The 12,619-nt window shown below is 67.5% G+C and carries 12 protein-coding genes, 1 tRNA gene and 1 pseudogene; 7 read left to right on the top strand and 7 right to left on the bottom strand.

Translation table 11 applies throughout. The annotated features are described in order from the left end of the window. A pseudogene (locus BN4348_RS07410) lies at positions 1-701 on the top strand (hypothetical protein); the annotation flags it as partial. Between the two features lie 21 nt (positions 702-722). Here BN4348_RS07410 and BN4348_RS07405 read toward each other — a convergent pair. From BN4348_RS07405 to BN4348_RS06945, 3 genes are all read right to left on the bottom strand, one after another. Further along, the gene (locus BN4348_RS07405; RefSeq protein WP_235852602.1) at positions 723-1,070 is read right to left on the bottom strand and encodes a DUF732 domain-containing protein; all 348 of its coding nucleotides are present in this window, start codon (positions 1,068-1,070) and stop codon (positions 723-725) included. Between the two features lie 132 nt (positions 1,071-1,202). Continuing rightward, entirely contained in the window at positions 1,203-1,499 is a 297-nt protein-coding gene (locus BN4348_RS07355; protein ID WP_066907024.1) for a hypothetical protein, read from the bottom strand. Between the two features lie 123 nt (positions 1,500-1,622). Continuing rightward, positions 1,623-1,708 (bottom strand) — tRNA-Tyr (locus BN4348_RS06945). A gap of 69 nt (positions 1,709-1,777) precedes the next feature. Here BN4348_RS06945 and BN4348_RS06860 point away from each other — a divergent pair. Beyond that, positions 1,778-2,269: a YajQ family cyclic di-GMP-binding protein gene (locus BN4348_RS06860; protein WP_066907016.1), complete on the top strand. Its 492-nt coding sequence runs from the start codon at positions 1,778-1,780 to the stop codon at positions 2,267-2,269. A gap of 19 nt (positions 2,270-2,288) precedes the next feature. Further along, entirely contained in the window at positions 2,289-3,776 is a 1,488-nt protein-coding gene (locus BN4348_RS06625) for a flavin-containing monooxygenase (RefSeq protein WP_066907013.1), read from the top strand. A 6-nt stretch (positions 3,777-3,782) separates the two neighbouring features. On the opposite strand, the gene BN4348_RS06620 is transcribed toward BN4348_RS06625, so the two are convergent. Continuing rightward, the gene (locus BN4348_RS06620; protein ID WP_066907010.1) at positions 3,783-5,198 is read right to left on the bottom strand and encodes a trypsin-like peptidase domain-containing protein; all 1,416 of its coding nucleotides are present in this window, start codon (positions 5,196-5,198) and stop codon (positions 3,783-3,785) included. 149 nt (positions 5,199-5,347) lie between these two features. On the opposite strand from BN4348_RS06620, the gene BN4348_RS06440 reads away from it, so the two are divergent. Both BN4348_RS06440 and BN4348_RS06280 read left to right on the top strand, forming a co-directional pair. Further along, positions 5,348-6,373 carry an NAD(P)H-dependent glycerol-3-phosphate dehydrogenase gene (locus BN4348_RS06440; RefSeq protein WP_066907007.1) on the top strand — a complete coding sequence of 342 codons (1,026 nt, stop codon included), beginning with the start codon at positions 5,348-5,350 and terminating at the stop codon, positions 6,371-6,373. Between the two features lie 205 nt (positions 6,374-6,578). After that, on the top strand, positions 6,579-8,123 hold the full coding sequence (locus BN4348_RS06280) for a SulP family inorganic anion transporter (protein WP_066907004.1): 1,545 nt from the start codon (positions 6,579-6,581) through the stop codon (positions 8,121-8,123). Here the strand turns inward: BN4348_RS06280 and BN4348_RS06200 are convergent. The 3 genes from BN4348_RS06200 to grcC1 form a co-directional block, all read right to left on the bottom strand. After that, entirely contained in the window at positions 8,120-8,476 is a 357-nt protein-coding gene (locus BN4348_RS06200) for a type II toxin-antitoxin system HicB family antitoxin (RefSeq protein WP_096866071.1), read from the bottom strand. The genes BN4348_RS06280 and BN4348_RS06200 overlap by 4 nt on opposite strands. A gap of 151 nt (positions 8,477-8,627) precedes the next feature. Next, positions 8,628-9,482: a zinc metalloprotease HtpX gene (htpX, locus tag BN4348_RS06010; protein ID WP_066906999.1), complete on the bottom strand. Its 855-nt coding sequence runs from the start codon at positions 9,480-9,482 to the stop codon at positions 8,628-8,630. Positions 9,483-9,564: 82 nt separating this feature from the next. Then, positions 9,565-10,581, bottom strand: a complete 1,017-nt coding sequence (grcC1, locus tag BN4348_RS05890) for a nonaprenyl/(2E,6E)-farnesyl/geranylgeranyl diphosphat synthase (protein WP_066906997.1) — start codon at positions 10,579-10,581, stop codon at positions 9,565-9,567. A 22-nt stretch (positions 10,582-10,603) separates the two neighbouring features. Between grcC1 and menJ the strand changes: the two genes are divergently transcribed. Next, entirely contained in the window at positions 10,604-11,833 is a 1,230-nt protein-coding gene (gene menJ / locus BN4348_RS05875) for a menaquinone reductase (protein ID WP_066906995.1), read from the top strand. Between the two features lie 86 nt (positions 11,834-11,919). Continuing rightward, a complete protein-coding gene (locus BN4348_RS05790) occupies positions 11,920-12,597 on the top strand; it encodes a class I SAM-dependent methyltransferase (RefSeq protein ID WP_066906993.1) in 678 nt (225 codons plus the stop codon). Positions 12,598-12,619 lie beyond the last annotated feature (22 nt).

Here is a 12,619-nt window from a genome sequence, read left to right as displayed (position 1 = left end):
CGGCGCCGTTCATGCCACCCATGCCGCCCTCGATGCCGCCGCCCGCCGCTTCGGCACCCCCGGGGCGACCCGCGCCACCGGCGCCGGGTGACTACACCCAACAGCTGTTCGGCTATCTCCAGGCGTGGCGGCAGTACCTCGAGCAGATGGCGGGCACCGGGCCGCAGGCACCGCAGCCGTCGACCGGTGCGACGGACAACCGCCCCGGCAACGACGGTGGGACCGGTCCGCTCGGCAACGGCCCGGGGGGCGGCAACGCCCCGCGGAGCGGTGCGACCCGGGGATCCGACGCAACGCCGCCACCGCCACTGGTGCTGAACTTGCCGCCCAGCAACGCCGGCGGCACCCAGCTCACCGGCACAACGCCCGGCCAGACCGACCCATCGTTAGTCGACCTACCGCCGACCACCAATACCGTGAGCCAAATCTCAGGCCCGGGCTTCAACCCCGGGGGGACCTTCGGCCATACGCCAACCGAACCGGAGGTGCTGCATGCGCCCCGCAACTATTTCGGGACCGAAGCCGCCCTGCCCCCGCGTGCGCCGGCGCGACTGCCCGCTCCGCAGCCCCCGTCCGGAGTCACCGCGGCGGGTACGGCATTTCAAAGCGCGATGGACCGCCTCGATATCACGGCCGTGCGGGAGGTCGCGCCCAAATCGCTTTTCTCCACTCCCGGCGCGGAGACGGCTCACGACCGTTGAGGGAAGTCGAGGATAGCCCGTTCAGCAGTGAGTGCCCCAGCACTGGAAGTTGGGGCAATACGACGAATGCGCGAGGCTCACCATGGAATGGACGTCTCCGAACGTAATTTTTCTCGGGTCCAAGGTGGCGTGGATGTTCTGAGCGATCTGGTCATACGTCCAGCCCCACATGATGTCGTCACAGATGAGGCGCCCCGTTGCGGTGAGGGCGTCGTCGTGATCCGGTGGCCAAGTGAAGCCGGCGGCGCGCAGTTGGGCCAGGTATGTGTCGTCGGCCGGGTCGGCGCTCGCAATCGCGGCGCTCGAAACCAAGGCAGCGCCGGCCAGGACGGGAATGGCGAGCATGGCCAGCCAACGAGGTGAGGGCATTCTGATGCGCTTCCTTTCTTCTTGGCGTTGATGACGCCGTCGGTCCGAACCGGGCCTAAGAAGAATAGAGAATGCCAGGGAAATAGCAGCTTATGGAAAGCTGAATAGTCGGAATTTTGGAATCTTTGGACGTTATGCCGCGCGCGGGCCTCGGCGAGTGGGGTCCGCCGAGGTTGTTTTCGGGTCGCGTTGACCGATCGACTCCGGCCGAAGAGCGGTCACCGGGGCCAGCTCCACACGGTTTCGCCCCAACCGGCTCTCAATCGTGCGGTAGATCCACGAGGTCGCGGCCACGAGCGCAACCGTGGCAGCCAACACCGCCAGGGCCTCCCCGAAGGCGATCACCATGATGATGCCGCCGAAGATCCAGAACGCAACGGCCTCCGCGTCGTGGGTGTCGCGGTGTGCGCCGATGGTGATGTGCCGCATGTCTGCCTCCCGAGGGAGTTGGGGTCGTTGCCAGCTGGAACGCCGGCGCGGCGCGAGAGCTGCCCGATCTGCGGCGATGGTGACCCATTTCACGGCGCGGAGCGCCAGAATGGGGACTGATCTTGGTGGCAGGTACAGGATTCGAACCTGTGTAGGCGTAAGCCGACGGATTTACAGTCCGCTCCCATTGGCCGCTCGGGCAACCTGCCGCCAGACAGGTTACAACGAACGGGTAGACAAGGCACAAACGGCTAGCACCGGAGGAAGGGACGGATCGGATGGCTGACTCATCGTTCGACATCGTCAGCAAGGTGGACCGCCAGGAGGTCGACAACGCGCTCAATCAGGCGGCCAAGGAATTGGCCACGCGTTTCGATTTCCGCGGCACCGACACCAAGATCGAGTGGAAGGGTGACGAGGCCATCGAGCTCACGTCGTCCACCGAGGAGCGCGTCAAGGCCGCGGTCGACGTCTTCAAGGAGAAGCTGATCCGCCGCGACATCTCGATGAAGGCCTTCGACGCCGGCGAGCCGCAGGCCTCCGGGAAGACCTACAAGGTCAGCGGCACCCTCAAGCAGGGCATCAGCAGCGAGAACGCCAAGAAGATCACCAAGCTCATCCGCGACGAGGGGCCCAAGAACGTCAAGACCCAGATCCAGGGCGACGAGGTCCGGGTCACCAGCAAGAAGCGGGACGACCTGCAGGCCGTCATCGCGATGCTGAAGCAGGCCGACCTGGACGTGGCCCTGCAATTCGTCAACTATCGGTAGCGGGAAGCGAGGTTCTTCGATGACGGTGACTCCGCAGCAGGACGACCGCTTCGACGTCATCATCGTCGGGGCGGGCATCTCCGGCATCGACGCGGCCTACCGGATCGCCGAGCGTAACCCGGGCCTGACCTACACCATCCTGGAGCGGCGCGCGCAGATCGGCGGCACGTGGGACCTGTTCCGCTACCCCGGCGTTCGCTCCGACAGCAGCATCTTCACGCTGTCGTTTCCGTTCGAGCCGTGGACCCGCAAGGAAGGCGTGGCCGACGGCGAGCACATCCGCGAATACCTGACCGCCACCGCGCGCAAGTACGGCATCGACCGCCACATCCGCTTCAACAGCCATGTGCGGTCGGCGGATTGGGACTCGTCCACCGATACCTGGACGGTCACCGTCGAGCAAGACGGCACCGAGATGCGCTACCGCGGCCGGTTCCTGTTCTTCGGCAGCGGCTACTACGACTACGACGAGGGCTATACCCCCGACTTCCCCGGCATCGAACGCTTCGCGGGCACCGTCGTGCACCCCCAGCACTGGCCCGAGGATTTGGACTACGCCGGCAAGAGGATCGTCGTGATCGGCAGCGGCGCCACGGCCGTCACGCTGATCCCGTCGCTGGCGCAACGCGCCGAAAAGGTGACCATGCTGCAGCGCTCGCCGACGTATCTGATTTCGGCGTCCAAGTACGGCAAGGTCGCCGCCGTCGCCCGGATGCTGTTGCCCCGCAACGCCGCTCACCTGGTGATCCGGATGTACAGCGCGCTGACCGAGGCGGTGTTCTTCTTTTTCTCCCGCAAGGCACCGGGTGTGGTGAAGCGGCTGCTGCGCCGGGTCGCGATCAAGAACCTGCCCGCCGGCTACGACGTCGATCTCCACTTCAAGCCGCGGTACAACCCGTGGGACCAGCGGATGTGCCTGATCCCCGACGCCGATCTCTACAACGCCGTCAGCGGCGGCCGCGCCGAGGTGGTCACCGACCACATCGAGGGCTTCGACGCCACCGGCATCGCCCTGGAATCCGGCAAGCACCTCGACGCCGACATCATCGTCACCGCGACCGGCCTGCAGCTGCAGGCGCTGGGCGGGGCCGCGATCAGCATGGACGGCATCGCGATCGATCACCGCGACCGCTTCGTCTACAAGGCCCACATGCTCGAGGACGTGCCCAACCTGTTCTGGTGCGTGGGCTACACGAACGCGTCGTGGACGCTGCGCGCCGACATCACCGCGCGGGCGACGGCAAAACTGCTGGCGCACATGGCCGCCCACGGCTACACGCACGCCTATCCGCACCTGGGCAACGAGCCGATGGACATCAAGCCGTCCTGGGATATTCAGGCCAACTACGTCAAGCGGTCGGTGCACGCGCTGCCCAAGTCGGGAACCAAGCGGCCCTGGAATGTGCGGCAGAACTATCTCGCCGATGCCATCGATTACCGGTTCGACCGGATCGACGAGGCGATGGTGTTCGGCCGGGCGGCCGACCGCGCACCGCTGGCCGGCTGACCGAAGTCAGCCGCTACGCTTGACCTCCACCGCCGACTCGGCGGTGGCGACCGGGTGCCCGCAATTCGGGCAGAACCTCTCGGCGGGATGGTGTTCGGCACCGCAGTTCGAACAGAAGTGGGGTTCGATCGGGGCCTCCTGCGCAGCGGCCCGCCTGCGCGGAAACGGCCGGAAGGCCGACACCCTGGCCAGCGACGGGAGCGGCCGACGCCGGCGCACGATCAGCAAAGTGAAGGCGGCGGCGACGGCGAGCACCGCGGCCACCTCACCCGCGATGTACCACCACAGGTTCGCGCCGCTGAGCGCCGAGAAATCGCCGTGCTGCTGGCGCAGGTTGGCCGCGCTGGTCCGGAGATCGACCAGCCCGGGATAGTCGGGGGACATCGACAGGGTCTGGTCGAAGTCGTCGATCGCCGCGCTGTATTGGCCGGCGTAGTAATGCTTGAGCCCGTTGCGGTAGTACAGGTCGGCGGGTCCCAGCCCCGCCTTGACGCCCTTGCTCGCCAGGATCGTGGCCAGCCCGTCGGCCGGCGCGACGAAGTTGAACGGCTGCGGTTCGCCGACGGGGGCGAAGCTGTTCACGCCGATCACCTTGCCGTTGAGCGCGACGGTCGGGCCGCCGCTCATGCCCTCGGACACCGGGGCATCGATCTCATACTCCGCGGCCGACCCCATCGTCGACTTCTTGCTGACCTTGCCGCTCTTGTTGGTGGGGTCCAGCGAAGGGCCGGTGACGTTCTCGGTGCTCTGCGAAAAACCCACCGCCAGGACCGAGGTGCCGATGCTGACGTCGGCGTCGGTGGCCAGCTCCGACGACGGCAGGTTGTGCTTGTCCACCTTGAGAAGCGCGACGTCGCCCTTGCCCAGCGGCCGGAAATCCACGACGTTGGCGGCGAGCTTGCCCGCCACCGTGGTGCCGCTGCCGTACGTCAGCGCGAGGCTGACTTCGGGGCCCCGATCGGCGGTGTTGCCCTCGACCTTCGCGTTCTTTTGCAGCCACTCCAGCGCCGCGGCCGGAGTCCGCGCATCGGGCGCGTCGGGAAACTGCGTGATGTATTCCTTGGCCGCCCTTTTGAGTATCAGCAGCTTGGCGGTGTCCGGATCGACGCAATGACCCGCCGTAGCCACCCAACCGTCGGGATTGATGACGAACGCGGTGCAGGCCCAGGCCGCGATGAACGGCATGGTGGTGCCCGGGCCGAACTGGGACAGGATCTGGCCGTCGGGCAGCCGGACCGCGCCATAACTCTGGCCGGCGAGGTACATGACGGCCGGCCGTATCATCGCCGCCGCCTTTTCCTCCGGGTTGACCTGGGGACGACCGCCGTCGGCGGCCGCGATGCCCGGGGAACCAACCGAAACCGCGATCGCGGCCGCGGCCAGCGACGCGAATACGGGGCCCCGTCGAGCGTGTCCGGGCATGAAACCTCCCTCGTGGCAGACCTGTACTTTTGACGATCCGGCAGATCGCGGCGGGGAGGTAGGGACCGAAGTCACCTGCCCTGAGGCCGTTGGGTTGGTCTGAGGTGAACTGCTTCTAAATCTCGGATGTCGGCAATACGCTGGTCGCCATGGCAGCTGACAAGCGCGAACCCCGAGTCGTTGTCCTCGGTGGAGGTTCCTGGGGAACCACCGTGGCATCCATCTGCGCGCGGCGCGGGCCGACGTTGCAATGGGTGCGCTCAGAAGCGACCGCCAAGGACATCAACGAGGACCACCGCAACAGCCGCTATCTCGGCAACGACGTCATTCTGAGCGACACCCTGCGCGCCACCACCGACTTCGAGGAAGCGGCCAACTGCGCCGACGTCGTGGTGATGGGCGTGCCCTCCCATGGCTTCCGTGGCGTGCTGACCGAGCTGGCCCGTGAGCTGCGCCCGTGGGTTCCGGTGGTGTCGCTGGTCAAGGGCCTGGAGCAGGGCACCAACATGCGGATGTCGCAGATCATCGAGGAGGTGCTGCCGGGTCACCCGGCGGGCATCCTGGCCGGCCCGAACATCGCGCGCGAGGTGGGCGAGGGCTACGCCGCCGCGGCCGTGCTGGCCATGCCCGACCAACACCTGGCGACCCGGCTGTCGGGGTTGTTCCGGACCCGGCGCTTCCGCGTGTACACCACCGACGACGTCGTCGGCGTCGAGATGGCCGGCGCGCTGAAGAACGTCTACGCCATTTCGGTCGGGATGGGCTACTCGCTGGGCATCGGGGAAAACACCCGCGCGCTGGTGATCGCGCGCGCGTTGCGGGAGATGACGAAGCTCGGCGTGGCGATGGGCGGTGATCCGGACACCTTCCCCGGGCTGGCCGGCCTCGGTGACCTGATCGTGACCTGCACCAGCCAACGCAGCCGCAACCGGCACGTCGGCGAGCAACTGGGCGCCGGCAAGCCGATCGACGAGATCATCGCCTCGATGAACCAGGTCGCTGAGGGCGTCAAGGCCGCCAGCGTGATCATGGAGTTCGCCAATGAGTTTGGCCTGAATATGCCCATAGCCCGCGAGGTCGACGCCGTCATCAATCACGGCTCGACCGTCGAGGAGGCCTACCGCGGCCTGATGGTCGAGGTTCCCGGGCACGAGGTGCACGGCTCGGGGTTCTGAGTCATCCGAACAACTCGTAACGAAAATATTTGCATTCGATATGGGGCAGGCCCGTTGGCTTGACCTGCGGTTTGACGACCCCATACCGTCGAACGAGGTAGCCAGGCTGTTGCCTGCCGATTGGCGCAGTCGTAATTGATTGCGCGCCAATGAGCTACGCCGACGTAGCGAAGTCCCCGCGCACACTTAACGACGGAAGCGACCGATGCAAAACATCGAACAGCTCGGCGATGAAGGAATTCACCAGGCCCACAGGGAATCACGCCGGGACCGGATCAGATCGGTTGTCCGGCACGACCTGCCGTCTTCACTCGTGGTGTTCCTGGTCGCACTGCCGTTATCACTCGGAATCGCGATCGCGTCGAACGCCCCAGTGCTCGCGGGCCTGATCGCCGCGATTGTCGGCGGCATCATCGCGGGAGCCATCGGCGGATCACCGTTACAGGTCAGTGGTCCGGCGGCCGGTCTGACCGTCGTTGTCGCCGATCTCATCTCCAACTTTGGTTGGGGCGTAACGTGTTTGATCACCGCGGCCGCGGGCGTGCTACAAGTTCTGTTGGGACTCAGCCGTATTGCGCGAGCGGCGCTGGCGATCTCACCCGTCGTCGTGCATGCCATGCTGGCCGGCATCGGGATCACGATCGCGCTGCAACAGGCGCACGTATTGCTGGGCGGGAAATCCAAAAGCTCGGCCTGGCACAACCTCATCGGCCTGCCCGGTCAGATCGTCGACTCGCATCGGCCCGGCGTGCTGTTGGGCGCGCTGGTGATCGCCATCCTGGTCGCTTGGCGCTGGGTTCCGGCCCGGTGGCGCTTCATCCCGGGTCCGCTGGTCGCCATCGTGGCGGTGACGATCATCTCGTTGGCCTTCCCGTTCCACGTGCGGCGGATCGAGATCGACTCGTCGCCGCTCAACGCGCTGCGTCTGCCCGATCTCCCGCACGGCGACTGGGGCGCGGTGGCAACCGGGGTCATCACCATCACCCTCATCGCCAGCGTCGAAAGCCTGCTGTCGGCGGTGTCGGTCGACAGGATGCACAACGGCCCGCGCACCGATTTCAACCGCGAGCTGATCGGGCAGGGCACCGCGAACATCGTGTCGGGCACCATCGGCGGGCTGCCGATCACCGGTGTAATCGTCCGCAGCTCAACCAATGTCAACGCGGGCGCTCGGTCGCGCGCCTCGTCGATCATGCACGGTTTCTGGATCCTGCTGTTCACGGTGCCCTTCGCGGAGCTGGTCGAAGAGATCCCGACCGCGGCGCTGGCCGGGCTGCTGATCGTCATCGGCGTTCAGCTGCTGAAGCCGGCCCACATCGAAACGGCAACGAAGCACGGGGATCTCGCCGTCTACGTCGTCACCGCCGTCAGCGTCGTCTTCCTCAACCTGCTGCACGGCGTGCTGATCGGGCTCGCCCTCGCCATCGCGTTGACCGGATGGCGGGTGATCTGGGCCCGAGTGGAAGCCAAACCGGTCGGCAAGGACTGGCAGGTGCTGATCGAAGGGCCGGCGTGTACCTTCCTGGCCCTGCCTCGACTGACGCGCGTGCTGGCGTCCATCCCCGTCGGCGCGGTTGTGACGGTTGACCTTTCGGTGAACTACCTCGATCACGCCGCACATCAGGCGATCGACGACTGGCGGCGCCAGTTCGAGGCCACCGGTGGCACGGTCCGGATCCGGGGCGTGCTCGAGACGGGGCACCTGGCCGGTCGGGCGCGCGGGGGTATCGACGATCGACGTGCGGCTTAATCGAAGCCGGACAGCCCGAAGGCGCCGCTCGGCGTGCGCCCGCTGAGCTTCTGAACTATCCACTGGTTCATCGAAACCCCTTGTTCGACGGCCTCCAGAGCCAGGCGGGCATGCAGCTCCGGCGATGTTCTGACGCTGAACGTCCCGCTGTAGTTGCGTTCGGAAAGCGGTGTGGGGACGGGGTCTCCGCCTGCGCGCAGGCTGTCCAGATGTTCGGTTAGCGCCTCCTCGACGGCGGCGACGGCCAATGGCGCGGTCGGCGCCTCGCGCCTCAGGTAAGGCAGTTCGACGCACACACCCACGTACTCGTCGTAATGGCGCGACCATTCGGCGCGGAAGGTGTAGCGACCCACGAAGATTTGATACCGCATGCGCTATCGAATTCGCGAGTCACTTATCCCCAAGGGGAGCCGGGCTCTCCAGACCAGGTGACTTGCCCCGGATTCGGTAGCACATGCGCTACCAAGTTGCGCTTCGGCCAGTCGGGCCCGGTTCAACCCCGCATCAGCCGCGCGCCATCTGCTCCAGCCGGCGGATGCGGTCCTCGATCGGCGGGTGCGTCGAGAACAGCGAACCGATCCGCTCACCCGCGCGGAACGGGTTGGCGATCATCAGGTGCGCCTGGCTGGCCAGCTGCGGCTCCGGGGGCAGCGGCGCGAGCTGGACCCCGCCGGAGATCTTGCGCAGCGCCGACGCCAGGGCCAGCGGGTCGCCGGTCAGCATGGCACCCGACTCGTCCGCCTGGTACTCGCGGGACCGGGACACGGCCAGCCGGACCACCGTCGCGGCGATCGGCCCCAGCAGGGAAACCAGCAGCATCGCAAACGGGTTACCGCCCTCTCGGTTTCCCCCGCCGAAGAACATCGCCATGTAGGACAACGCGGTGATCACGGACGCCATCGCGCCGGCGATGCAGGAGATCAGGATGTCGCGGTTGTAGACGTGCGAAAGCTCGTGGCCCAGCACGGCGCGCAACTCGCGCTCGTTGAGGATCCCCAAAATGCCGGTGGTGCAGCACACCGCCGCGTTGCGCGGGTTTCGCCCGGTGGCGAACGCGTTGGGCGCGTTGGTGTCGCTGATGTACAGCCGGGGCATCGGCTGGTGCGCCGAGGTGGCCAGCTCGCGCACGATCCGATACATCACCGGCGCCTGCAACTCGGAAACCGGCTGCGCGTGCATCGCCCGCAGCGCCAGCTTGTCGCTGTTGAAGTAGGTATAGGCGTTCATGCCGATGGCGAACAGCACCGCCAGCCACATCGCCGTCCTGCCGAACAGCGAGCCGACAAACACGATCAACGCGGACATGCCGACCAACAGGGCGAAGGTCTTCAGCCAGTTGGCCTGCGGATGCCAGGTCATCAGTGTCCTCCTTGGAGCATTACCTATCGCTCATTGAACGCTTGAAACGACCGTGGAGGTTCCGCTGGGTTCCGTTGGGCGGTCAACCGTGCCGGCTCACCGTGTAGTCGATCAGCGTCTCCATCGCGCGCCGGCCCGGGACCTCGGGCAAAAGGGCCAGCTCCTGGCGCGCCTGCGCCGCATACTGCGCCAGGAAATCCTTGGCCTTGGCCATCCCGGGTGACGCACGCAACAGCGTCAAAGCCTCGGCCACCTCCTCGTCGTCGGTGACGGGCCCGGACAGCAGCTCGCGCAGCCGCGCCGCCTCGGCCCCCGGCTCGCGCAGCGCGTACACCATCGGCAGCGTGTGCACCCCTTCGCGGACATCGGTCCCGGGCAGCTTGCCGGACTCGTGCGAGTCGCTGTCGATGTCGATGATGTCGTCGGAGATCTGGAACGCGGTGCCCACGATGCCGCCCACCCGGCTCAGCCGCTCCACCTGGTCGCCGTCGGCGCCCGAGAACATCGCGCCGAACCGGCCCGCCGCGGAGATCAGGCACGCCGTCTTCTCGTACACCACCTTCAGGTAGTGCTCGACCGGATCCGCCCCGTCGGCCACCTCTTTCAAGCCCCGGGTTTCGCGCATCTGCCCGGTCACCAGCTGCGCGAACGTCTCGGCGATGAGCCGCACCGCCTCGGGCCCGAGCCGCGACACCAGCCGCGACGCCGTCGCGAACAGGTAGTCACCGGCGAGGATCGCGACGTTGTTGCTCCAGCGCACGTTGGCGGTGGGCGTGCCGCGGCGGACCTCCGCCTCGTCCATCACGTCGTCGTGGTAGAGCGTGGCCAGGTGCACCAGCTCGATGACGGCGCCGGCGGTGGTCACCTCCCCCGCGTCCGGGTTCGGCCCGATCTGCGCGGACAACACCGTGAACAGCGGCCGGAACCGCTTGCCGCCGGCCTTGAATAGGTACGTCAGCGAATCGGTCATCACCTCGTCGGCGCTGCGCAGCTCGTCGTCCATGAGCCGCTCGATCCGGCCGACCCCCTCGCGCACGGTCGCGGCGAAACCGGCATCCCCGAAGTCAATGCCCGCCACCACCGTCTCCGGAGTCCTCACCCGACCAAACATACTGGTGAGCATGGAGACGAGAGAGATCGGAGCCGACCTGGTGGTCGTGGGCGCCGGACCCGCCGGTTCGGCGGCGGCCGCCTGGGCCGCCCGCGCCGGTCGCGACGTCCTGGTCATCGACTCCGCCGCCTTCCCCCGCGACAAACCGTGTGGGGACGGGCTGACCCCGCGCGCCGTCGCCGAGCTGGAGCGGCTGGGGCTGGGCGACTGGCTCGACACGCGCATCCGGCACCGCGGGCTGCGGATGAGCGGATTCGGCGGCGAGGTCCAGATCGACTGGCCGGGCCCGGCCTTCCCGTCGACCAGCAGCGCGGTGGCCCGCCTCGAGCTGGACGATCGCATCCGCAAGTGCGCGGAGGATTCCGGGGCCCGGATGCTGCTCGGGACCAAAGTGGTTGCCGCGCATCACGACTCGTCGCGTCGCGTGGTGTCGCTGACGTTGGCCGACGGCACCGAGGTGCGGTGTGGCCGGCTGATCGTCGCCGACGGGGCCCGCTCGTCGCTGGGCCGCAAGCTGGGCCGGCGCTGGCACCAGGAAACGGTGTACGGCGTGGCCGCGCGTGGCTATCTGACCACCCCGCGGGCCGACGACCCCTGGCTGACGTCGCACCTGGAGCTGCGCTCCCCCGACGGCGCCGTGCTGCCGGGCTACGGCTGGATCTTCCCGCTGGGCAACGGCGAGGTGAACATCGGCGTCGGGGCGTTGTCGACGTCGAAGCGGCCGGCGGACCTGGCGCTGCGCCCGCTGATCTCGTACTACACCGACCTGCGCCGCGACGAGTGGGGCTTTTCCGGCGAGCCGCGGGCGGTGGCGTCGGCGCTGCTGCCGATGGGCGGCGCGGTCTCCGGGGTGGCCGGCCCCAACTGGATGCTGATCGGCGACGCCGCGGCCTGCGTCAACCCGCTGAACGGCGAGGGCATCGACTACGGCCTGGAGACCGGGCGGCTGGCCGCCGAGCTGCTGGACTGCCGCGACCTGTCGCAGGCGTGGCCCACGCTGCTGCAGCAGCACTACAGCCGCGGATTTTCGGTCGCGCGCCGGCTCGCCTTGCTGCTGACCTTTCAGCGGTTCCTGCCCGCGACGGGCCCCGTCGCGATGCGCTCGACGCGGTTGATGACGATCGCCGTACGGGTGATGGCCAACCTGGTCACCGACGACGACGCCGACTGGGTGGCGCGGGCCTGGCGGGGCGGCGGGCGCTTCTCGCGGCTGATCGATCGCCGAACGCCGTTCAGCTGAGCCACATTCCCTCAGGCAGGCGGCGGCTTCCGCGCGCTATATCAACCACCTTGACATGCATCAGCGCCGTTGATATACCTGGGGGCATGACTCAACCAGTTGATTTCGAATTCGAATCCGCCTACCGCGGCGAATCCGCCCACTTCGGCGAGGGCACGCGCCCGCCCTGGAGCATCGGCGCCCCGCAGCCGGAGCTGGCCGCCCTGATCGAGCAGGGCAAGTTCCACGGCGACGTCCTCGACGTGGGCTGTGGCGAAGCCGCGATCTCGCTGACCCTCGCCGAGCGGGGGGTCACCACGGTGGGGCTGGATCTCTCCCCGACCGCGATCGACCTGGCCCGCCGCGAGGCCGAGAAGCGGGGCCTGACCAACGCCACCTTCGAGGTGGCCGACATCAGCTCGTTCACCGGTTTTGACGGCCGGTTCGGCACCATCGTCGACTCGACGCTTTTCCACTCGATTCCGGTCGAGGCCCGCGAGGGCTACCAGCAATCGATCAAGCGCGCCGCGGCGCCCGGCGCCTCCTACTACGCCCTGGTCTTCGACAAGGGCGCGGTGCCCGAGGGCCCGATCAACGCGGTCACCGCGGGCGAACTGCGCGCGGTGGTGTCCAAGTACTGGGTCGTCGACGAGATCAGGCCCGCGCGCATCTACGCCAAGCTGCCCGACGGTTTACCCGACTCGCCGTGGGGCGACGTCCGCGACGAGCCCGACGGCCTGAAGTCGGTCGGCGCCTGGCTGCTATCCGCGCACCTGGGCGCGTAAAACAACCGGGTGTATAGTCCGG

It is taken from the genome of Mycobacterium interjectum (genome assembly GCF_900078675.2).
Classification (GTDB): Bacteria; Actinomycetota; Actinomycetes; order Mycobacteriales; family Mycobacteriaceae; genus Mycobacterium; species Mycobacterium interjectum.
This window is presented reverse-complemented; position numbering and strand designations above follow the sequence as displayed.

What these genes read in the sequence shown, in the direction of transcription:
- BN4348_RS07405 (WP_235852602.1), bottom strand. Translation starts at nt 1,070, where the DNA reads ATGCCCTCACCTCGTTGGCTGGCCATGCTCGCCATTCCCGTCCTGGCC.
- BN4348_RS07355 (WP_066907024.1), bottom strand. Translation starts at nt 1,499, where the DNA reads ATGCGGCACATCACCATCGGCGCACACCGCGACACCCACGACGCGGAG.
- BN4348_RS06860 (WP_066907016.1), top strand. Translation starts at nt 1,778, where the DNA reads ATGGCTGACTCATCGTTCGACATCGTCAGCAAGGTGGACCGCCAGGAG.
- BN4348_RS06625 (WP_066907013.1), top strand. Translation starts at nt 2,289, where the DNA reads ATGACGGTGACTCCGCAGCAGGACGACCGCTTCGACGTCATCATCGTC.
- BN4348_RS06620 (WP_066907010.1), bottom strand. Translation starts at nt 5,198, where the DNA reads ATGCCCGGACACGCTCGACGGGGCCCCGTATTCGCGTCGCTGGCCGCG.
- BN4348_RS06440 (WP_066907007.1), top strand. Translation starts at nt 5,348, where the DNA reads ATGGCAGCTGACAAGCGCGAACCCCGAGTCGTTGTCCTCGGTGGAGGT.
- BN4348_RS06280 (WP_066907004.1), top strand. Translation starts at nt 6,579, where the DNA reads ATGCAAAACATCGAACAGCTCGGCGATGAAGGAATTCACCAGGCCCAC.
- htpX (WP_066906999.1), bottom strand. Translation starts at nt 9,482, where the DNA reads ATGACCTGGCATCCGCAGGCCAACTGGCTGAAGACCTTCGCCCTGTTG.
- menJ (WP_066906995.1), top strand. Translation starts at nt 10,604, where the DNA reads ATGGAGACGAGAGAGATCGGAGCCGACCTGGTGGTCGTGGGCGCCGGA.
- BN4348_RS05790 (WP_066906993.1), top strand. Translation starts at nt 11,920, where the DNA reads ATGACTCAACCAGTTGATTTCGAATTCGAATCCGCCTACCGCGGCGAA.